Source organism: Salmonella sp. A1325 (assembly GCF_056991255.1).
Genome location: NZ_JAMLWO010000004.1, coordinates 272,083 through 293,732, shown reverse-complemented (window position 1 = coordinate 293,732; position 21,650 = coordinate 272,083). Strand labels below are relative to the sequence as shown.

Below are 21,650 nucleotides of genomic sequence, written 5' to 3'. Positions count from 1 at the left end.
TTAATGAATCTTTCCAAATACGCTTGTGGCATCTAAATTCGCCAGGTTCTGTTCTGGTGAGCAGCATGCCATTTGGTTCTTCCCATAACCTCCAATTAACCCAGGGTCCGTTGGGCCATATAGCGTAATATTCGGTCTGTCGAGCGCGGCGGTGAGATGGCTCAGGCCGGTATCAACCGATACGACAAATTTTGCGCCAGCCAGCACTCTGGCGACCTCCTCCAGGCTCATACGCGGTAACACATCCACATAGTCAAAGCCTTCGGCCAGTCGTTTAGCCCGGGCCTCCTCATGAGGCGCGCCCCAGGGAAGTTTTATCCGTAATCCGGTGTTGCCCACCAGGCCGATAAGCTCGCGCCAGTTTGCTTCCGGCCAGTGTTTATCATCGCGGGTCGTGGCATGTAAAAACACCGCATACGGATCGCTAACCGTCTGCTGGCAATGCAGAAAATGTTTTGCGATGGCATAATCGCCCTGCGACTGCGGTTTATCGTATCCCAGGCTTTTGGCGAACAGCTCGCGCGTCCGTTCAACCGCATGTTGTTGCTTTGCGATATGGTGTTTACGGTTATAGAACAGGCTGGCCAGCGGTTCGCGGGCGGTACTCCAGTCCATACCGTGCTTTATCCCATGCGCCAGACGCGTCACCAGCGCCGCGCTTTTCACCAGCCCCTGCGCATCAATCACAGCGTCGTATTGGTATGCGCATACCGCCCGATGAAAGGCTGTGCGTTCCGCTTTGATGGGCGCGGAAAACCAGGCCTTGCGCCAACGGCGAATAGCGACGGGAATCACGCGATCGACAGCACTGTGCCAGGACGGAATTTGCGCAAACCCTTCTTCGACAACCCAATCAAATTGAATCCCTGGAATCGCCTGTTGCGCGTCGGTAAGCGCAGGCAGGGTATGTAATACGTCGCCCATCGATGATGTTTTAACGATCAAAACCCGCATTAAACGCCCTCTTCCGACAACAGCGAATGAAGCTCTTCTAGAACCCGCTGCGGCGTGATATCGATCAGGCTCTGGTGATAGCCTTGCGCCGTATCGCCTTTACGCACTTTGTGATAACCCGTAATAAGACGAATCACCCGCGCCTTATGAGACAGCGGCGGCGTGAAATCCGGGCTACTTGGGCCATACAAGGCGACCAGCGGGCGGTCGAGCGCCGCCGCGACGTGCATCAGCCCGGAATCGTTGGTGACGATGGCTTTACAGGCGGCTATCAGAATGACGGCCTGTTCCAGCTGGGTTTCCCCCGCCAGGTTGCGACACCATGCCTGCTGCTCGCTATTCAGCGCCGCCAGGATCTCATTTCCGGCTTCATGGTCTTTTGCCGAGCCAAACAGTACGACCTGATACCCTTCGTTAATGAGCTGTTTTGCCAGTTCGGCGTAGTGATAGTGCGGCCAACGTTTTGCCGGGCCAAATTCCGCGCCGGGGCAAAAGCCAATCAGAGGACGTTCAGAAGATAGCGAAAAATCGCTGCACATCAGCGACTTTTCACCCTCGCTAACCTGGAGCTGTGGCCAGAGTAGCGGCTGCGGCAGATCTTTCGCCGTGCGCATCACGCCCTTGTCATAGGCCAGCGCCACGTAGCGCTCCACCATCAGCGGCCAGGCGTCTTTATCAAGGACGCGCGCATCGTTCAGCAGGCCATAGCGCATTTCGCCGCGCCAGCCGGTACGGTGCGGGATATTGGCAAAGAAAGGAATCAGCGCCGATTTAAACGAATTTGGCAGCACCCAGGCGCGATCGTAGCGCTTCTCTCGCAGGCTATGGCCCAATCTGCGGCGCTCGCCGATTTCCAGCGCGCCGTGGCCCAGCGGCATGGGTATCGCCTCGTTAACTTCCGGCATACGCGATAACAGCGGACGGCACCAGGCGGGCGCCATCACGTCGATTATCGCCTGGGGATAGCGCGCTTTAAGCGTGCGATAGAGACTTTGCGACATCATCATGTCGCCCACCCAAGACGGGCCAATGACCAAAATTTTCATACTTACGCGTCGCGGTTCAGCCAGGCCATATACTCCGTGACGCCTTCGGCGACGGTCTTAAAGGGTTTGTCGTAGCCCGCGTTGCGCAGATTGGTTAAATCCGCCTGCGTAAACGCCTGATAGCGACCTTTCAGCTTATCCGGGAACGGAATGTATTCAATGCTGCCTTTTTTATGGTATGCCAGCGTCGCGTCGGCGACGGCCTGGAAAGATTCCGCACGGCCTGTGCCCAGGTTAAAGATGCCGGACTTGCCGCTTTCCAGGAACCACAGGTTAACGGCGGCCACATCGCCCACGTAAACGAAGTCGCGCTTGAAGTTTTCGCTGCCTTCAAACAGTTTCGGGCTTTCGCCGTTGTTTAACTGTGTATTCAAATGAAATGCCACGCTTGCCATGCTGCCTTTATGGCCTTCACGTGGTCCATAGACGTTGAAATAGCGGAAACCGACAATCTGCGAGTTCGCTTCTGGCAGGATCTGGCGCACATATTCATCAAACAGGAATTTAGAATAGCCGTAAACGTTAAGCGGTTTTTCGTATTCGCGCGATTCGATGAAATCAGACGTGCGACCGCCATAGGTGGCGGCAGAAGAGGCGTAGAGGAACGGGATTTCGCGCTCAAGACAATAGTGCAGCAGCTCTTTGGAGTATTGATAGTTATTATCCATCATATACTTGCCGTCCCACTCGGTGGTGGAAGAGCAGGCGCCTTCATGGAAAATAGCTTCGATATCGCCGAGCTCTTCTCCGGACATAATCTGGATCAGGAAATCTTCCTTATCCATATAGTCAGCAATGTTCAGATCCACCAGGTTTACAAACTTGGTGCCGTCTTTCAGGTTATCCACCACCAGAATATCGGTGATACCTTTATCATTCAGGGCCTTAACGATATTGCTGCCGATAAAGCCCGCGCCGCCGGTAACGATGATCATAACTGTAACCTTTGAATTATGGTGTCAGAGACTGTCTCAGACATGAATGCTCTTATCATAACACTATTCATCCATTCACTGATAACCCGTGAGGATACGCGTGATTTATGCTGCATTTTAAAGAAGTGATGACGCGTCATCTCGTATCAACGTATCGCTTTGGGTAATATGTGCTGAAATTTGCCCAGTCTGGAGAATCGCAATGCGTGGGGATTTTTACAAACAGTTAACCAACGATCTGGAAACCGCCCGGGCGGAAGGATTGTTTAAAGAAGAGCGCATTATTACGTCTGCGCAGCAGGCGGATATCACCGTGGCGGATGGAAGCCACGTTATTAACTTTTGCGCCAATAACTATCTCGGGCTGGCGAATCACCCTGAGCTGATTAATGCCGCAAAAGCGGGCATGGACAGCCACGGTTTCGGTATGGCGTCCGTGCGTTTTATCTGCGGCACCCAGGACAGCCACAAAGCGCTGGAGCAAAAGCTGGCAAGCTTCCTCGGCATGGAAGATGCGATTCTGTATTCCTCCTGTTTCGACGCTAACGGCGGCTTGTTTGAGACGTTGCTGGGCGCGGAAGACGCCATTATCTCCGACGCGCTGAACCACGCGTCTATCATTGACGGCGTGCGTTTGTGTAAAGCGAAGCGCTATCGCTATGCCAACAACGATATGGCTGAGCTGGAAGCGCGGCTGAAAGAGGCGCGTGAGGCCGGCGCGCGTCATGTCCTGATCGCTACCGACGGGGTGTTCTCAATGGATGGCGTCATCGCCAATCTGAAAGGTGTCTGTGATCTGGCCGATAAATACGATGCGCTGGTGATGGTTGATGATTCTCACGCGGTAGGCTTTGTCGGCGAAAACGGTCGCGGTTCCCATGAATACTGCGACGTAATGGGCCGCGTAGATATTATTACCGGTACGCTGGGCAAAGCGTTAGGCGGCGCATCCGGCGGTTATACCGCGGCGCGCAAAGAGGTCGTTGAGTGGTTGCGTCAGCGTTCCCGCCCATATCTGTTCTCCAATTCACTGGCGCCGGCGATCGTGGCGGCTTCTATTAAAGTGTTAGAGATGGTGGAAGCGGGCGCAGAACTGCGCGATCGCTTGTGGGCGAACGCCCGGCAGTTCCGTGAGCAGATGTCTGCCGCGGGATTTACGCTGGCAGGCGCGGATCACGCCATCATCCCGGTAATGCTGGGAGATGCGGTTGTCGCGCAGAAATTTGCCCGCGAACTGCAAAAAGAGGGCATTTACGTTACCGGTTTCTTCTATCCGGTCGTACCAAAAGGTCAGGCGCGTATTCGTACCCAGATGTCTGCGGCGCATACGCCTGAGCAAATTACGCGTGCGGTAGACGCGTTCACGCGTATTGGTAAACAACTGGGCGTGATTGCCTGAGGATGTAAGATGAAAGCGTTATCCAAACTGAAAGCGGAAGAGGGCATCTGGATGACCGACGTTCCGGAACCGGAAGTCGGCCATAACGATTTGCTGATTAAAATCCGTAAAACAGCCATCTGCGGCACTGACGTTCACATCTATAACTGGGATGACTGGTCGCAAAAAACCATCCCGGTTCCGATGGTCGTGGGGCATGAATATGTCGGCGAAGTGGTCGGCATCGGTCAGGAAGTGAAAGGCTTTAAAATCGGCGATCGCGTCTCCGGCGAAGGTCATATCACCTGCGGTCATTGCCGCAACTGCCGTGGCGGTCGTACTCACCTGTGTCGCAACACCACCGGCGTGGGCGTCAACCGTCCCGGCTGCTTCGCGGAATACCTGGTCATCCCGGCGTTCAATGCGTTTAAAATCCCGGATAACATTTCTGATGATTTAGCCTCTATTTTCGACCCGTTTGGTAATGCGGTGCATACGGCGCTGTCTTTCGATCTGGTCGGCGAAGATGTACTGGTATCGGGGGCGGGGCCAATCGGCGTAATGGCCGCCGCGGTGGCGAAACATGTCGGCGCGCGTCATGTGGTGATTACTGACGTCAATGAATACCGTCTGGAGCTGGCGCGTAAAATGGGCGTCACCCGCGCGGTCAACGTCGCGAAAGAGAGCCTGAACGACGTCATGGCGGAGCTGGGAATGACCGAAGGGTTCGATGTGGGTCTGGAGATGTCCGGCGCGCCGCCGGCGTTTCGTACCATGCTGGACACCATGAATCACGGCGGTCGTATTGCGATGCTGGGGATTCCGCCATCAGATATGTCTATCGACTGGACAAAAGTTATCTTTAAGGGCTTGTTCATTAAAGGTATTTATGGTCGTGAGATGTTCGAAACGTGGTACAAAATGGCGGCGCTGATCCAGTCCGGTCTGGATCTGTCACCGATTATCACCCATCGTTTCTCTATTGATGATTTCCAGAAAGGTTTTGACGCCATGCGTTCAGGCCAGTCAGGAAAAGTTATTCTGAGCTGGGATTAATATGTATAGAGACCCGATGATATTTATCGGGTCTGATATACGTTTCATCGTAAAAGGTTGGTGTCATTCGCCAACCTTTTTTGTTAGGGAAAATCTGGAAAGCCGTAAAGAATTGTCATAGACATCAAGCATTCGTAATTGCGCTTTACTCTTATTTTACTCGCTAACGTCACGCTCTACTCTGAGTTTTGTGCTTGCTTTTTACTGTAAAAATTAATTATGGCGGCTTAATAGTTTCTTAATAGAGCCACAGTATAAAGGCAGGGTAAATTAAGGTTTTTCTGGTAATCGTTATGAAAAATAGTAAAACCAAAGTGAGTATCATTATCCCGTTATATAATGCGGGAGCGGATTTTAATGCTTGCATGGCGTCGTTAATCGCGCAAACGTGGTCGGCGCTGGAAATTATTATTGTGAATGATGGATCGACAGATCATTCCGTTGAGATAGCAAAACATTACGCGGAACATTACCCGCATGTTCGACTGCTTCATCAGGCCAATGCTGGCGCATCTGTCGCCCGTAATCTTGGCCTGCAAGCGGCGACCGGCGATTATGTCGCCTTTGTCGATGCGGATGACCTGGTCTACCCGAAGATGTATGAAACGCTGATGACCATGGCGCTTAACGATGATCTGGACGTTGCGCAGTGTAATGCGGACTGGTGCGTCCGAAAAACCGGGCACGCCTGGCAATCTATTCCGACCGATCGTCTGCGTTCCACCGGGGTATTAAGCGGACCGGATTGGTTGCGTATGGCGCTGGCCTCGCGGCGCTGGACGCATGTTGTCTGGATGGGCGTGTATCGACGTGCGTTAATTACCGATAACAATATTACTTTCGTTCCCGGACTACATCATCAGGACATATTATGGTCGACGGAAGTTATGTTTAATGCCACGCGCGTACGTTATACCGAACAAACATTATATAAATATTTCCTGCATGATAATTCGGTAAGCCGTTTGCAAAGACAAGGCAATAAAAATCTTAATTATCAGCGGCATTATATTAAAATTACGCGATTATTAGAAAAGCTCAATCGTGATTATGCCCATCGTATTCCGATTTACCCGGAGTTTCGCCAGCAAATTACCTGGGAAGCGTTACGCGTTTGTCATGCGGTACGTAAAGAGCCTGATATTTTGACCCGCCAGCGTATGATTGCCGAAATTTTTACTTCTGGCATGTATAGACGGATGATGGCTAACGTCCGCAGCGCGAAAGCGGCTTATCAGACGCTGCTCTGGTCTTTCCGGCTGTGGCAATGGCGCGACAAAACCTTGTCGCACCGTCGTATGGCGCGTAAGGCGCTCAATCTGTCTTAGCGCCCACGTTTTTAGGCGCGGCGATTTTCCCCCAGCCTTGCCACTGGTGCTGAAACCAGACAATCACGGAACTTTGCGTAATGCTCTCGCCGATGACGCTGAAAAAGCGCGTAGCGTAGACCGGTTGCAGCGGTTTTTTCGGCTTGCACATCTTCACGCCGCGAAAGGGATTGCGCGGCGCGTCAATTTTCTGCGGCGTCAAATCAGGTCGGGACGTATCTACCTGCGGTTCGTTGAGCAGGCTGCCTGGGCGTACCAGGGTGATATCCGCCGGCAGGCGATAAACCATCTGTTGCAGCACGCGAACCGTTGCGGGATGCGGATGACCAATCGCGATAGCGGAACCGTTGCGACGGGCCAGTTCGATAGCGCGATTAAACTGACGGCGGATATCCGCCTCGTTTTGCGTATCGTCGAGGAACACTTTGCGCTTGATCACTTTCACACCCGTACCGGATGCCGCGCGCATCGCCTGGCTATTGCCAATCGTCATGCTGTCGAGAAAATAGAGATTGTAATGTTCCAGCGCCTGCATAACTTTTTGCATACCGAACAGGCTGGAAGTCATTGCGCTGCCCATGTGGTTATTAAGCCCGACGGCATACGGCACGTTGTTTACCGCCTCGCGGATAATGCGCTCGATCTCATCGCTGCTCATATCTGGTCGCAGCGTATCCTTCTCCAGCGGCTGTTTGCTTAGCGGCGCCATCGGCAGATGGATTAACACCTCATGCCCGCTATTGTGCGCTTTAGTTGCCATTTCGCGCGCGTGCGGCGCGTTGGGCAGCACGGCGACGGAGATGTTTGGCGGCAGCGCCAGAACCTGGTTTTCCGTGTGCGGGCGATAGCCAAAATCATCAATCACGATGGCGAGCTTGCCAGCGAAAACGGGATGTGCAAACGCCAGCAAAGTGGCCAGCGTGAGAATGGAGCGACGAAACTGAGGCAAAACTTATCTTCCCAACCACGGCTGTGGATTGACGGCCTGACCCTGGCGACGAATTTCGAAATAAAGCGAGGGTCTGCCCTGACCGCCGCTACTGCCCACAAGGGCGATAGGTTGTCCGGCGCGCACCTGCGCGCCTACGCTGACCAGCGCGCTCTGGTTATAGCCGTAAAGGCTCATATCGCCTTTACCATGCTCCACGACCACCACCAGGCCATAGCCTTGCAGCCAGTCTGCCAGAATCACCCTGCCGTCGGCGATGGCTTTGACCTCGGTGCCTTCCGACGCGCCGATCACCATCCCCTTCCAACGTAGCTCACCCTGCAGCCGTTCGCCATAGCGATGCAATATCGGGCCGCGTACCGGCCAGTATGCCTGACCGCGAGGCGCGCCCAGACCGCCGGTGCGGGACATTAGCGAACGCTCGCTTTCCGTCGGCTTATAGGTGCTGCCTTTACGCGAGGCTTCCTGCTGCTTATCGCGTACCGCCTGCGCTTCGCGGGCTTCACGCTCCGCTCGCGCTTTGGCCGCCGCTTCCGCCCGCGCGATACTGTTGCGTAGGCGTGATTCGTTGGCGCGTAGTTCGCTTAACTGTTGCTGGCCTTGCTGAATAGACGACTCCAGTCCGGCAAGCGTTTTCTTACGTTCATTACGCGCCTGCTCCAGCTTCGCCTGCTGAGCGCGCTGTTCATACAGCAACGTTTGTTGTTGGCTTTGCTTCTCTTCCAGCTCGGCTTTTTGTGTGGCGACCTGTTCGCGAGTCTGTTTCAGTTCGGCGATAGTCTCCTGGCGCGCCTGGTTCAGATAGCCGAAGTAGGCCTGCAGGCGTTGCCCACGCTGGCTTTCTTCTCCGCTAAGAATAAGCTGAATGCCGGTGTGTTCGCCCTGGCGGAAAGCGGCGTCCAACTGCGCGGCAAGATTACGCTCCTGGCTGGCTTTTTGCTGCTCCAGTTTGGCAATTGAGGCGTTCATCTCATCAATTTGCGCGTTTAACTGATCCAGAGTGCTTTGCGTTTCGCGCAGCTTACGCGCTGCGGCCGAGATGGCCTCTTCCTGGGCTTTCAGTTGTGCCAGGAGGCTGGCGCGCTGTTGCTGCTGCTGGCGTACGTCGCGTTCTTTCGCGGCGATATCGGCCTGAATAGATTTGAGTTGATCACGGTCATCCGCGTGGGCGGAAAAGGCGCACAACAATACGCCAGCGCTAAGTACGCTGGCGTAGAACAAAGGCCTGACTGAAAACGTTCTTGGTTTCACGGCCTGTTGAATGGTGTTAATCGCCTTTCCCCTCATGGGGAGGGATTATTCCACGATGAACAGCGGCTTACCAGTCATCTCTTGCGGGATTTCCATCCCCATCAGCGACAGCATGGTAGGCGCAATGTCTGAAAGTTTGCCGCCTTCGACCGCCTTCACGTTTTTCTCGCCGACATAAATCAGCGGCACCGGCAGGTTGGTGTGGGCGGTATGCGCCTGACCGGTCGCCGGATCGCGCATCTGCTCCGCGTTGCCGTGGTCCGCGGTAATCAACAGTTGTCCACCAACGGACCCAACCGCTTTTGTTACCTGTTCAATGCAGTTATCCAACGCTTCCACCGCTTTGATGGCGGCTTCCATCACGCCGGTATGACCGACCATATCGCCGTTTGGATAGTTACAAATGATGGTGTCGTACTTACCGCTTTCGATCGCCGCGACCAATTTTTCAGTCAATTCTGCAGAGCTCATTTCCGGTTGCAGGTCATAAGTGGCCACTTTCGGGGAGTTGATCAGAATGCGCTCTTCGCCAGCAAACGGTTCTTCTACGCCGCCGTTAAAGAAAAAGGTTACGTGCGCATATTTTTCCGTTTCGGAAATACGCAGTTGGGTTTTATCGTTTTTCGCCATCCACTCGCCGAACGTGTTCGCCAGCGACGCTGGTGGGTAGGCAACGGCAGTTTTGATGTCGGCGGCGTATTCGGTCAGCATCACGAAGTTCAGATTAACCACTTTCTTACGCGCAAAGCCGTCGAAATCAGCATTAACGAAAGCGCGGGTAATTTCGCGCGCGCGGTCAGCGCGGAAGTTCATGAAAATCAGCGTGTCGCCGTCTTCCATCGCCGCATCAGCCTGGCCCTCGGCGCGGATAACGGTCGCTTTGACAAACTCATCGTTTTCATCACGAGCGTAAGCGGCCTGCAGGCCAGCCACAGCGGTATCCGCCTGGAATTCGCCCTGGGCCAGGGTCATCAGATCATACGCTTTTTCCACGCGATCCCAACGGTTGTCGCGGTCCATAGCGTAGTAACGACCGACGATGGACGCCACGCGGCCTTTGCCCAGCGCGGCGAATTTGTCTTCGAATTTTTTCAGCGAGGCTTCAGCGCTGCGCGGCGGCGTGTCGCGACCGTCGAGGAAGGCGTGCAGATAGATTTTTTCTGCGCCGCGCTCTGCGGCCAGCTCCACCATCGCCATAATGTGATCTTCGTGGCTGTGGACGCCGCCCGCGGACAGCAGACCCATAATATGAACCGCTTTACCGGCGTTTTTCGCCTGGTCTACCGCATTGGTCAGGACTGGGTTAGCAAAGAAAGTACGTTCTTTAATTTCAACGTCCAGACGCGTCAGGTCCTGATAAACGATGCGGCCTGCGCCCAGGTTAACGTGGCCCACTTCGGAGTTGCCCATCTGGCGGTCAGGCAGACCCACTTCCAGACCGGATGCGTCGATCAGGGTATGCGGACGTTTTGCCCACAGAGCATCCATCACCGGGGTTTTGGCGTTTAAGATAGCGTTATCCTGCTGTTCTTCACGGTAGCCGTAGCCATCCAGAATCACCAGTACCATAGGTTTTTTAGAAACCGACATTGCGACAACCTCATACTCAATAGACAAAATAATTGCGTAATTTTACTACAGCTGAATCGATAAAATAGCCTCAGAAGATCAAAGAAAGGGATCGCGCTGGCGTGAGAAGGCAAGTAATAGCGTGATTTTTTTTCGTAGCGCCCCGCAAAAATGCATTCCAGTGCACGCTCTGGCTGTATTTGCGCCACTGCACAGGTATACTCCTTTCCTGGTTTTTTAATCACTACGTCGGGAGTTGTTACCCCCCATGCAAGAAATTATGCAATTTGTTGGCCGTCATCCCATACTGAGTATCGCCTGGATTGCGTTACTGGTGGCGGTTTTATTTACCACGTTCAAAGGTCTGACTTCAAAAGTTAAGGTGATTACACGCGGCGAAGCCACGCGCCTTATCAACAAAGAGGACGCCGTTGTTGTGGATTTACGTCAACGTGACGATTTCCGTAAAGGCCATATCGCTGGCGCGACCAATTTGCTGCCGAGCGAAATCAAAGCCAACAATGTTGGCGAACTGGAAAAGCACAAAGACAAGCCGATTATCGTGGTCGACGGTTCTGGTATGCAGTGCCAGGAATCCGCTAACGCGCTGACAAAAGCCGGCTTTGAAAAGGTCTTTGTGTTGAAAGAAGGCGTAGCAGGCTGGAGCGGCGAGAATCTGCCTCTGGTGCGCGGTAAGTGATTACCCGTCGTTTTCATGACGTAAGGGGAATGACTTGCCCTTGCGTCGACATGAAATCCATCGGGTAAAAAACAGGAGCGAAGTCATGGCCAATATTGAAATCTACACCAAAGCAACCTGTCCGTTTTGCCATCGTGCAAAGGCGCTGTTAAACAGCAAGGGCGTGAGTTTCCAGGAAATTGCGATTGACGGCGACGCCGTGAAGCGTGAAGAGATGATCAAACGTAGTGGCCGAACGACGGTTCCGCAAATTTTTATTGATGCACAGCACATTGGCGGTTGTGACGACTTGTATGCGCTGGATGCGCGTGGTGGACTGGATCCGCTGTTGCGTTAAGGCGTACTCAAGTATTTAAGGACAACACTAAAGGGTTTTACACATGTCAGAACAAAATAACACTGAAATGGCTTTCCAGATCCAACGTATCTATACCAAGGATGTTTCTTTCGAAGCGCCAAACGCACCGCATGTTTTCCAGAAAGATTGGCAGCCAGAGGTTAAACTGGATCTTGATACGGCATCTTCCCAACTGGCGGATGACGTTTATGAAGTTGTGCTGCGTGTTACCGTAACGGCTTCCCTGGGGGAAGAAACCGCGTTCCTGTGCGAAGTTCAGCAGGCCGGTATTTTCTCCATCAGCGGTATTGAAGGTACTCAGATGGCGCATTGCCTGGGTGCATACTGCCCGAACATTCTGTTCCCGTATGCTCGCGAGTGCATCACCAGCCTGGTTTCACGCGGTACGTTCCCGCAACTGAACCTTGCGCCGGTCAACTTTGATGCGCTGTTCATGAACTATTTGCAGCAGCAGGCTGGCGAAGGTACTGAAGAACATCAGGATGCCTGATGAACCAAAGTAATGCGTCAATGACAGTCATCGGTGCCGGCTCGTACGGCACCGCTCTTGCCATCACTCTGGCGAGAAACGGCCACCAGGTTGTCCTGTGGGGCCACGACCCAAAACATATCGCGACCCTGGAGCACGATCGCTGCAACGTCGCGTTCCTTCCCGATGTGCCTTTTCCCGATACGTTACACCTGGAAAGCGACTTAGCAACCGCGCTGGCGGCCAGTCGTAACATTCTGGTGGTGGTGCCAAGCCATGTTTTCAGCGACGTGCTGCGGCAGATTAAACCGCTGATGCGTCCGGATGCGCGTCTGGTATGGGCGACCAAAGGCCTGGAAGCGGAAACGGGGCGCCTGTTGCAGGATGTCGCTCGCGAAGCGTTAGGCGATCAAATCCCGCTGGCGGTGATTTCCGGCCCGACGTTCGCTAAAGAGCTGGCGGCGGGTTTGCCGACGGCAATCTCTCTGGCCTCAACCGATGAGACCTTTGCCGACGATCTCCAGCAACTGTTGCACTGCGGAAAAAGTTTTCGCGTCTATATCAATGCGGATTTTATCGGCGTGCAGCTTGGCGGCGCGGTGAAAAACGTGATTGCGATTGGCGCGGGGATGTCTGACGGCATCGGCTTCGGCGCGAACGCCCGCACGGCGCTAATCACGCGTGGACTGACCGAAATGTCGCGGCTTGGCGCAGCGCTTGGCGCCGATCCCGCCACCTTTATGGGGATGGCGGGCTTAGGCGATCTGGTGCTGACCTGTACCGACAACCAGTCGCGCAACCGTCGTTTTGGCATGATGCTTGGCCAGGGCATGGACGTTAAAGGCGCGCAGGATAAGATTGGCCAGGTGGTCGAAGGCTATCGCAATACGAAAGAAGTTCGTGAATTGGCGCACCGTTTTGGTGTTGAAATGCCAATAACCGAGGAAATTTATCAAGTATTGTATTGCGGAAAAAACGCGCGCGAGGCAGCATTAACGTTATTAGGTCGCGCCCGCAAGGAAGAGCTGAGTCGCCACTAGCCGTAAGGAACTGTTTGCATAAACGACCCAACCCGCACAGAACGGGTTGGTCGTTTTCTGCCCGTCTGGAGTAAGCCATGCCGTGTGAAGAACTGGAAATCGTCTGGAAGAATATTAAAGCTGAAGCCCGCGCTTTAGCTGACTGTGAGCCTATGTTGGCCAGTTTTTATCACGCCACGCTACTCAAGCATGAAAATCTGGGCAGTGCGCTGAGCTATATGCTGGCAAATAAACTGGCTTCGCCCATCATGCCCGCTATCGCTATCCGTGAAGTAGTTGAAGAAGCCTATGCCGCCGACCCGGAAATGATCGCGTCGGCAGCCTGCGATATTCAGGCCGTGCGCACTCGCGATCCGGCGGTGGATAAATACTCCACGCCGCTGTTATATCTGAAAGGCTTTCATGCGCTACAGGCCTACCGCATTGGTCACTGGTTGTGGAATAAAGGTCGCCGCGCGCTGGCTATCTTCCTGCAAAATCAGGTTTCGGTCTCGTTTCAGGTGGATATTCACCCGGCAGCGAAAATTGGCCGCGGGATTATGCTCGACCATGCCACCGGTATTGTGGTGGGGGAGACGGCGGTTATTGAAGATGATGTGTCGATTCTGCAATCCGTCACCCTGGGCGGTACCGGGAAAACGAGCGGCGATCGCCATCCTAAAATCCGCGAAGGCGTGATGATTGGCGCGGGCGCGAAAATTCTTGGCAATATCGAGGTGGGGCGCGGCGCGAAAATTGGCGCAGGTTCCGTCGTTTTACAGCCTGTCCCGCCGCACACTACCGCCGCAGGCGTTCCGGCGCGTATTGTCGGCAAGCCTGGCAGCGATAAGCCGTCGATGGATATGGATCAGCATTTCAACGGGCTACATCATACGTTTGAGTATGGCGACGGCATCTGATTTCGAGCTATCTTACTTGCCATATTGAACCTGGGCTATGCTCGTCATCCTCTTGTATTGCGTGTACGCTCAGGTAGACAAGCGCAGTCCGTGTCCAATCTGGCTGCGCCGATAACGCTCGAAACGAATATTATCAATATTAATGTAGGCCGGATAAGGCGTCAGCCGCCATCCGCACAAATCAACTGCGCAATACCGCGCCGGGATATCCTAACTGGCGCCACGCTTCATACACCACTACCGACACCGCATTCGACAGGTTCATGCTACGGCTATCCGGCATCATCGGAATGCGAATCTTCTGCTCTTTAGGCAACGCATCGAGAATGCTGGCGGGCAGGCCGCGCGTTTCCGGGCCAAACATCAAATAATCGCCATCCTGATAGCTTACGGCGCTATGGGCGGGCGTCCCCTTTGTCGTCAACGCAAACAGGCGCTGCGGATTTTCAGCGGCGACAAAAGCGGCATAATCGTGATGGCGCTGAACCGCGGCGAATTCGTGATAGTCCAGCCCTGCGCGGCGTAAGCGCTTATCATCCCAGGTAAACCCCATCGGTTCGATGATGTGCAGACGAAAGCCGGTATTGGCGCAAAGACGAATGATGTTGCCGGTATTCGGCGGGATTTCTGGTTCGAAGAGTACGATGTTAAGCATGATGCCCCCTTAAATGCGGGGGGCAGAATAGCAGAAATTTACCGGGCTCTCACGCGCCAGGCGTTCAGGCGGCATCGCCTTTGCTCATTGGCGCCAGCGCGGCGGGCAAACTTTTCCCCAGTTCCTGCACCAGTGAATCGCCACTGATTTCGCTAATGGATTTCGCGCCGGTCAGGGTCATGGCGACCTTCATCTCTTTCTCAATCAGGTCCAGCAGGTTGGCGACACCCGCTTTTCCTGCCGTCGCCAGCGCGTAGAGATAGGCCCGACCCAGCAGTACGGTATCGGCCCCCAACGCAATCATACGCACGACATCCAGCCCGTTACGAATCCCGCTATCCGCCAGAATGGCGATATCACCTTTCACCGCATCGGCAATGGCGGGCAGGGCGCGGGCGGAAGAGAGCACGCCATCGAGCTGGCGGCCGCCGTGATTCGACACCACGATACCGTCAGCGCCGAAACGTACCGCATCGCGGGCATCTTCTGGATCGAGGATCCCTTTGATCACCATTGGGCCGTCCCAGAATTCGCGTATCCACTCCAGATCTTTCCAGGAGATGGACGGATCGAAGTTATTTGCCAGCCAGCCGATATAGTCCTCAAGGCCGGTCGGTTTACCCAGATAGGCGGAAATATTGCCTAAATCATGCGGGCGACCGTTCAGGCCGACATCCCACGCCCATTTAGGGTGCATCACCGCCTGCCAGTAACGGCGCATGGCCGCGTTTGGGCCGCTCATCCCGGAGTGGGCGTCACGGTAGCGCGCGCCCGGCGTCGGCATATCCACGGTAAAGACCAGCGTGGAGCAGCCCGCCGCTTTTGCTCGTTCCAGCGCATTACGCATAAAGCCCCGGTCACGCAGCACATAAAGCTGGAACCACATCGGGCGCTTAATGGTTGGTGCAACTTCTTCAATCGGACAGACGGAGACGGTGGAAAGGGTGAACGGAATGCCCTTTGCGTCTGCGGCGGCGGCGGCCTGTACTTCGCCGCGACGGGCGTACATGCCGCACAGGCCTACCGGCGCTAATGCCACCGGCATCGACAACGTTTCGTTAAACAGGGTCGTTTCCAGGCTTAAATCGGACATATTTTTCAGCACACGTTGGCGCAGAGCGACTTGCGACAGGTCTTCCACATTTCGGCGCAGGGTATATTCCGCATACGCGCCGCCGTCGATGTAGTGGAAGAGGAAAGGAGGCAGTGTGCGCTGAGCTGCGGCGCGATAATCGCTGGCTGCTGAAATAATCATGATTTATTCTCCCTGGTCATCTCATTATGGTCGCCGGGCAGGCGGGTAATACGCGCCTGGCGGGCCTGGTCTTCATCAAATCGTTTAATCGTAGTGTGGACAAAACTGAGGTGCGCCATCATCGCTTTACGCGCGCCCTCGGCGTTACCGTCCAGAATGGCGTCCATCACCGCCTGGTGTTGTTCCGTCAGCTTTGAGAATACGGGCGGAACGAGATACATACGCTGGCGACTCTGTTTGACGGAGGATTGCAGGACGTCGAAGAAACCGCGCATGGTTTGCAACAGCACCACATTGTGCGAGGCTTCCGCGATCGCCAGATGAAAGCGCACGTCGGCCTGGGAGGCGAGATCCGGGTCTTCGCTGAGCGTCGCATCAAAGCAGAGTCTGATTTTCTCTTTGTCGGCAGCGGTGGCACGCATGGCGGCGTGCCAGGCCGTACTGGCTTCAATGGCGTGGCGGGCTTCCAGAATGTCGAAACTGTAGTCCGGATCGTTCGCCATCAGCATTTTCAGCGGCTGAACGATGTTTTGTTCAGACCAGGCTTCATGCTGCCAGCGAACAAACGTCCCGCCGCCGCGACGGCTCACCAGCACGCCTTCGCTGACCAGCTTCGCCAGCGCTTCGCGTAAAGAGTTGCGTGATACGCCAAGCTGTTGAGCCAACTGGCGCTCGGCGGGCAATTTCATGCCCGCTTCCAGGTTTTGTTCTTCAATCAGCGCCCGCACGCGAGAGGCAATCTCGTCTGACAGGCGTTTTGACATCACAATCACGGAATCATCCAGGTTAAAACATAGGCCTGAAGCGTAGTGATCACGCCCACCATACAGGTGAAGATCAGGCTGTGTTTGACGGTAAAACGGAACAGATCGGACTCTTTCCCTACCAGTCCCACCGCCGCGCAGGCGATGGCGATAGACTGCGGCGAGATCATCTTCCCGGTTACGCCTCCAGTGGTATTCGCCGCCACCATCAGCACATCAGAGACGCCGATTTGCTGCGCCGCGGTAGCCTGTAGAGAGGCAAACAGCGCGTTAGATGAGGTATCCGAGCCGGTCAGGAATACCCCCAGCCAGCCGAGGAACGGCGAGAAGAACGTGAAGGCGCTGCCGGTGTGCGCCAGCGCTAACGCCAGCGTGGAGGAAAGCCCGGAATAGTTCGAGATAAACGCGAACGCCAGCACCATGCCGATGGAGTAAATCGGCAACGCCAGCTCTTTCAGCGTGCTGCCAAAGGTCTGGATTGCGGCTGAGGGTTTCATTTTCAGCCAGACGATAGACAACAGCGCGGCAAACAGGATCGCCGTGCCGGTGGCGGAGAACCAGTCAAATTTATACACCGCCGCGTAAGCGGTCGCTTCGTGTACGACCGGCGGCATACGGGCGACCAGTTTATCGAGATACGGTACCGGAACGTTAATTACCCAGTCATACAGCGCGCCGCCGGGGGCAAACAGCGCTTTGAACGGCGGTATGCTCCAGAGAGTGACCGTGGCGGTCAGAAACAGGAACGGCGACCAGGCGCGAACAATTTGTCCTGTCGTATAGCGGGTACGGGCCAGCGTCTGATCGACCTGCGACGCGCCCATATCGCCGAAGCGGAAGATGCGTACCGGCTGCCAACGTTTGAGGAACAGCGTCAGACACACCAGAGACACCAGAGAAGAGATAATGTCCGGCAGTTCCGGCCCGATAAAGTTGGAGCTGAGATACTGGGCGATAGCAAATGAACCGCCAGAGACCATCACCGCAGGCCAGGTTTCTTTCACGCCGCGCCAGCCGTCCATAATCGCCATAATCCAGAACAGCACGATAATGGTCAGGAATGGCAACTGGCGGCCTACCATCTGACCGATTTCAAAGCTGTCCAGGCCCGTAACCTGTCCGGCAACCAGAATCGGAATACCCATCGCGCCAAAGGCGACCGGCGCGGTATTTACAATCAGACACAGCCCTGCCGCATACAGCGGATTAAAGCCCAGACCCACCAGCAGCGCGGCGGTTATCGCCACCGGCGCGCCGAAACCCGCCGCGCCTTCAAGGAACGCGCCGAAGCAGAAGCCGACAATCAGCATTTGCAGACGTTGATCGGGGGTAATCGACAGAATTGACGAGCGGATAATGTCAAACTGCCCGGTCTTTACCGAGATTTTATAGACGAAGACCGCGGCGATGATTATCCAGGCAATCGGCCATAGCCCGTAGAAGAAGCCATACACGACCGATGCCAGTGCGTGATCGACCGGCATTTTATAGAACAGCAGCGCGACGGCGAGCGCGATAACCACCGTCCACGAAGCGGCAACGTAGCCTTTCAGCTTGAGTTTAATCAGGGCGAAAAAGAAGAACAGGATTGGGAGCGATGCGATCAGGCTGGAAAGCCAGATATTACCCGCCGGGTCATAGTTTTGTTGCCAGAGGTTCATTGCAGGTCTCCTGAGAACCACACGCATAATGGGATGAATCTTTGCTCATCTCGTTGGGGTCACATTATGTGTAAAAGTGGTCCTGCCAATATTGTTGTGTATGGATAATGACAACAAATAGTTAACCAGATGTTATTTATTGGCAACGGTATTGTAGTGGTAATTTAATGAAATGTGAACATGTGGCCGGATTTAGCGGGAATTGGTAGGGCCAATTAAGGGGTGAGTACAACAAAGGGAAGTGAAAAGGCAATGGCATTATGCCATTGCCTTTGATGTCGGGAGTATTGTTACTCCATTACCACTGGAAGCCAGCGCCAATAGCTGCAGAGTAATCGCCCTGGCTGTTGCTGGTTCCTTGCAATTTATACACCCAGCCCCCGCTTTCACTTACCATGGAGACACCAATGGCGACGGCACTTTCACCATTAAATGTACCGCCAGCAATCGAAGTCATGTTGGCGCCTGGGGCGTAGGCTTGTGGCAGACCGGCCATGGCCATCGCTGAGGCGATACCGCCGCTCATCTTGTTTTCTACACCTTTGATTTTGCTGTTCATTTCACCCATTTTCTGGTCGGTATAGGTGTTTGCTTCTTCGACGCTGCGTTTCAATTGCGCATAGTTAACCGCATCCGTATCGTTCACCGCCGCTGAAACATTGCCGATCCGAGTAGTACCGCCACTCCCGTCTCCCAGGTTGAGCACGCTATAGTTAACCGAGCCATCTGCATTGGTTTCATAACGAACGGAGCCTGCTTCTGAAGCTTTCAGTTGCGCCACATTAACCGCGTCAGTGTTGTTCACCCCTGCGGCAACGTTGGTAATACGGCGTTGTTGGGTAGAAGAGCCGACAGACACAGTATTAGCTTCATCTGCGACTGAATTTGTGCCTAACGCTACGCTGTTTTCAGCGGCAGCAATAGAGCCAGAGCCAATCGCAACACTGTCTTTACCCTGCGCATTAGCATCTACGCCATCGGTGTTGGTCTTGAAGTACTTGGTGCTACCGGTAGTGACAATATCGCCGACAGAGTTTTCGATATTGGTGACGCGGGTATCAAGACTACTCACCTGCGTGTTCAGGTTATTGATACTTTCGGTATTTGCGGCAACACGGCTGTCGGTGACTTTCAATTGACTAACGTTTACGGCATCGGTGTCTGCCGAACCCGCCGCGACGTTAGTGATCTGACGTTGACCGTCTTCACTGCCGACAGAGAACTCACCGACAGAGTTCTGCGGTGCGTCCATGTTGTAGGCGGTGTAGTCAGTCTGTGCGCCGCGAGTGGTCTGAGAACCATTACCCATTGCAATACTGTTTGCATGGTTGGCGCGTGCGTTAGAACCGATAGCAATACCGTTGATGGCATCAGCCATCACCAGTGTATTCAGACCAATACCAATACCTGCATCAGCATTGACGATGGTTTTCGCACCCATTGCCAGTGAGTCAGTCCCGACAGCCAGTGAATCTTCTTCCGTTGAGTTTGCGTGGTAGTACTTGGTCGGTGTAGTGGCGACCGCACCAATGGCATTTTGTAACTGACGAACTGTTACCGCATCTTGCGCTTCAGAGCCGTCCGCAACGTTGGTAATTTGACGATAGCTTACTCCATCCGTCCCCAATGACAATGCGCCCAGCAACTCTCTGTCTGTTGTATTGTAGCCAATGACGACGCCATCGCTTGTTACGCTCGTTGCTCGTATACCTGATGAAATAGCGCGGTTAGAGGTGGAGCCACTGCCCAAAGCGATGCTGCCATCAATGCTGCTGCTGCTGTTCTCTCCAAGCGCCAGACTCGAAGCACCGGATGCGACGGCGTTGTAACCCACTGCCGTTGCGCCGTTACCCGTTGCGTATGCATCCTGGCCTTCAAGCCCGCTATCATTCGTACGGATGTATTTCACGCCAGTACCATTTTCCGTGATATAGGTTTCGCTGGTATCGCCGGCTAGTTGGCTAATAGACTCATTATACTGAGAAATCAGCATGTTAGTTTCATAGAGCTGAGAGCCATTAACGGCGTCAGTACTGTCACTGGCGATTTCACCTGCTGCTACATTGGTTATCTTATTGGTACCGCTGGTACCGTGGCTGGCGCTGAACGCACTCTCTTCGTCATCCCAGCTCAGTGCATCGGCACCAAGATTGGTGATGGACGTATTGATATCTGCGATAGCAGAGGTGTTTTGATCTACCTTCTGGTTGGTTTCATACAACTGTGAGCCGTTTACTGCGTCTGTACTGTCCTCAGAAAGCGCCCCGGCGGCGACATTGGTTATTTTACTGATGCTTCCACCGTGGTTTGCGCTGAAAGCGTCGATGTCTTCGTCCCATAACAGAGCGTTATCAGTGAGGCCGGTAATGGACGTATTAATGTCGGAGACAGAAGTATTCAGGTTCTCAATCGCGGTGCTGTTCTGAGTGATGTTAGTGGTATTGGCGGCGATATCGGTCGTGTTCTGATCCACTTTTTCATTGGTTTCGAACAGCTGCGATCCGTTAACGGCGTCGGTACTTCCTTCAGACAGCTCCCCGGCGGCAACGTTGGTAATTTTGTTTGTCGTACTACTTCCGTGGCTGGCAGAGAACGAACTTGTTGTCTCATTCCAGCTCAGGTTGTCAGAGCTAAGGTTAGTGATGGACGTATTAATATCTGCGATAGCAGAGGTGTTTTGATCCACCTTCTGGTTGGTTTCATACAACTGGGAGCCGTTCACCGCGTCTGTACTGTCCTCAGAAAGGTCCCCGGCGGCGACATTGATGATTTTACTGGCGCTTCCGTTGCGGTTAGCGTTGAATGCGCCAGAGACTGCATCCCACAACAGGGCATCGTCAGTGAGCGTGGTGACGGAATTGTTCAGGTTGTTGATGCTGGTGGTGTTGGTGGCGATATCAGTGGTGTTCTGATTGATGCTGGTTGTATTGGCAGCGATATCAGTGGTGTTCTGAGACACATTTTCATTGGTGGCAAACAATTGTGAGCCGTTAACGGCGTCGGTGCTGTCCGAAGCCAGGGTACCCGCCGCCAGATTGGTGATTTTGCTGTCGCTTCCGTTGTGCTTAGCGCTGAATGCGCCAGAGGCTGCATCCCACAACAGGGCATCGTCGGTGAGCGTGGTGACGGAGTTGCTCAGACTGTTGATACTGGTGGTGTTGGTGGCGATATCAGTGGTGTTCTGGTTAATGCTGGCCGTATTGGTGGCAATATCAGTGGTGTTCTGATTGATGCTGGTGGTATTGGCGGCGATATCGGTAGTGTTCTGGTTAATGCTGTCGGTATTGGCAGCGATATTAGTGGTGTTCTGGGACACATTTTCATTGGTGGTAAACAGCTGGGAGCCGTTAACGGCATCGGTGCTGTCTGCGGCCAGGGTGCCT

19 protein-coding genes are annotated in these 21,650 nt (G+C 54.2%); 8 read left to right on the top strand and 11 right to left on the bottom strand.

The window, feature by feature from the left end:
- The 3 genes from rfaC to rfaD are packed head-to-tail and all read right to left on the bottom strand — an operon-like array spanning window position 1 to window position 2,935.
- The gene (gene rfaC, locus NAZ64_RS10645) at window positions 1-954 is read right to left on the bottom strand and encodes a lipopolysaccharide heptosyltransferase RfaC (protein WP_076935865.1); all 954 of its coding nucleotides are present in this window, start codon (window positions 952-954) and stop codon (window positions 1-3) included.
- Window positions 954-2,000: an ADP-heptose--LPS heptosyltransferase RfaF gene (gene rfaF / locus NAZ64_RS10640; RefSeq protein WP_000699196.1), complete on the bottom strand. Its 1,047-nt coding sequence runs from the start codon at window positions 1,998-2,000 to the stop codon at window positions 954-956. Before rfaF ends, rfaC begins: the two co-directional genes overlap by 1 nt.
- 2 nt (window positions 2,001-2,002) lie before the next feature.
- Complete coding sequence (gene rfaD / locus NAZ64_RS10635) at window positions 2,003-2,935, bottom strand: ADP-glyceromanno-heptose 6-epimerase (RefSeq protein WP_000587771.1); 933 nt, start codon at window positions 2,933-2,935, stop codon at window positions 2,003-2,005.
- Between the two features lie 202 nt (window positions 2,936-3,137).
- Between rfaD and kbl the strand changes: the two genes are divergently transcribed.
- The 3 genes from kbl to NAZ64_RS10620 all read left to right on the top strand — a co-directional run bounded on the left by kbl (window position 3,138) and on the right by NAZ64_RS10620 (window position 6,697).
- Window positions 3,138-4,334: a glycine C-acetyltransferase gene (gene kbl, locus NAZ64_RS10630; protein WP_001213790.1), complete on the top strand. Its 1,197-nt coding sequence runs from the start codon at window positions 3,138-3,140 to the stop codon at window positions 4,332-4,334.
- A gap of 9 nt (window positions 4,335-4,343) precedes the next feature.
- Entirely contained in the window at window positions 4,344-5,369 is a 1,026-nt protein-coding gene (tdh, locus tag NAZ64_RS10625; protein ID WP_000645990.1) for an L-threonine 3-dehydrogenase, read from the top strand.
- A 293-nt stretch (window positions 5,370-5,662) separates the two neighbouring features.
- Window positions 5,663-6,697 (top strand): glycosyltransferase, encoded by a 1,035-nt coding sequence (locus tag NAZ64_RS10620; RefSeq protein ID WP_080166893.1) that lies wholly within the window; start codon window positions 5,663-5,665, stop codon window positions 6,695-6,697.
- Here NAZ64_RS10620 and NAZ64_RS10615 read toward each other — a convergent pair.
- The 3 genes from NAZ64_RS10615 to gpmM are packed head-to-tail and all read right to left on the bottom strand — an operon-like array spanning window position 6,684 to window position 10,487.
- Window positions 6,684-7,646: a divergent polysaccharide deacetylase family protein gene (locus NAZ64_RS10615; protein ID WP_220569556.1), complete on the bottom strand. Its 963-nt coding sequence runs from the start codon at window positions 7,644-7,646 to the stop codon at window positions 6,684-6,686. The genes NAZ64_RS10620 and NAZ64_RS10615 overlap by 14 nt on opposite strands.
- A gap of 3 nt (window positions 7,647-7,649) precedes the next feature.
- Window positions 7,650-8,909 carry a murein hydrolase activator EnvC gene (gene envC, locus NAZ64_RS10610; RefSeq protein WP_058814511.1) on the bottom strand — a complete coding sequence of 420 codons (1,260 nt, stop codon included), beginning with the start codon at window positions 8,907-8,909 and terminating at the stop codon, window positions 7,650-7,652.
- Between the two features lie 33 nt (window positions 8,910-8,942).
- Window positions 8,943-10,487: a 2,3-bisphosphoglycerate-independent phosphoglycerate mutase gene (gpmM, locus tag NAZ64_RS10605; RefSeq protein WP_080210349.1), complete on the bottom strand. Its 1,545-nt coding sequence runs from the start codon at window positions 10,485-10,487 to the stop codon at window positions 8,943-8,945.
- A gap of 247 nt (window positions 10,488-10,734) precedes the next feature.
- On the opposite strand from gpmM, the gene NAZ64_RS10600 reads away from it, so the two are divergent.
- From NAZ64_RS10600 to cysE, 5 genes are all read left to right on the top strand, one after another.
- Window positions 10,735-11,166 (top strand): rhodanese-like domain-containing protein, encoded by a 432-nt coding sequence (locus tag NAZ64_RS10600; protein WP_001156179.1) that lies wholly within the window; start codon window positions 10,735-10,737, stop codon window positions 11,164-11,166.
- Between the two features lie 85 nt (window positions 11,167-11,251).
- Entirely contained in the window at window positions 11,252-11,503 is a 252-nt protein-coding gene (gene grxC / locus NAZ64_RS10595) for a glutaredoxin 3 (protein WP_001273795.1), read from the top strand.
- 43 nt (window positions 11,504-11,546) lie between these two features.
- Window positions 11,547-12,014 (top strand): protein-export chaperone SecB, encoded by a 468-nt coding sequence (secB, locus tag NAZ64_RS10590; protein WP_000003370.1) that lies wholly within the window; start codon window positions 11,547-11,549, stop codon window positions 12,012-12,014.
- Window positions 12,014-13,033, top strand: a complete 1,020-nt coding sequence (gene gpsA, locus NAZ64_RS10585; RefSeq protein ID WP_001076596.1) for an NAD(P)H-dependent glycerol-3-phosphate dehydrogenase — start codon at window positions 12,014-12,016, stop codon at window positions 13,031-13,033. Before secB ends, gpsA begins: the two co-directional genes overlap by 1 nt.
- Window positions 13,034-13,110: 77 nt before the next feature.
- On the top strand, window positions 13,111-13,932 hold the full coding sequence (gene cysE, locus NAZ64_RS10580; protein WP_001112114.1) for a serine O-acetyltransferase: 822 nt from the start codon (window positions 13,111-13,113) through the stop codon (window positions 13,930-13,932).
- A 181-nt stretch (window positions 13,933-14,113) separates the two neighbouring features.
- Here the strand turns inward: cysE and trmL are convergent, their stop codons facing one another.
- From trmL to sadA, 5 genes are all read right to left on the bottom strand, one after another.
- On the bottom strand, window positions 14,114-14,587 hold the full coding sequence (gene trmL / locus NAZ64_RS10575) for a tRNA (uridine(34)/cytosine(34)/5-carboxymethylaminomethyluridine(34)-2'-O)-methyltransferase TrmL (protein ID WP_000932335.1): 474 nt from the start codon (window positions 14,585-14,587) through the stop codon (window positions 14,114-14,116).
- Between the two features lie 64 nt (window positions 14,588-14,651).
- Window positions 14,652-15,842 (bottom strand): quinone-dependent L-lactate dehydrogenase, encoded by a 1,191-nt coding sequence (gene lldD, locus NAZ64_RS10570; RefSeq protein ID WP_000586988.1) that lies wholly within the window; start codon window positions 15,840-15,842, stop codon window positions 14,652-14,654.
- Entirely contained in the window at window positions 15,839-16,615 is a 777-nt protein-coding gene (gene lldR / locus NAZ64_RS10565) for a transcriptional regulator LldR (protein WP_220569557.1), read from the bottom strand. Before lldR ends, lldD begins: the two co-directional genes overlap by 4 nt.
- The gene (lldP, locus tag NAZ64_RS10560) at window positions 16,612-18,267 is read right to left on the bottom strand and encodes an L-lactate permease (protein ID WP_001055308.1); all 1,656 of its coding nucleotides are present in this window, start codon (window positions 18,265-18,267) and stop codon (window positions 16,612-16,614) included. The genes lldR and lldP overlap by 4 nt, the downstream gene beginning before the upstream one ends.
- Before the next feature lie 298 nt (window positions 18,268-18,565).
- Window positions 18,566-21,650 (bottom strand): trimeric autotransporter adhesin SadA (sadA, locus tag NAZ64_RS10555; protein WP_483640930.1); only part of this gene is annotated, 3,085 nt, incomplete at its 5' end.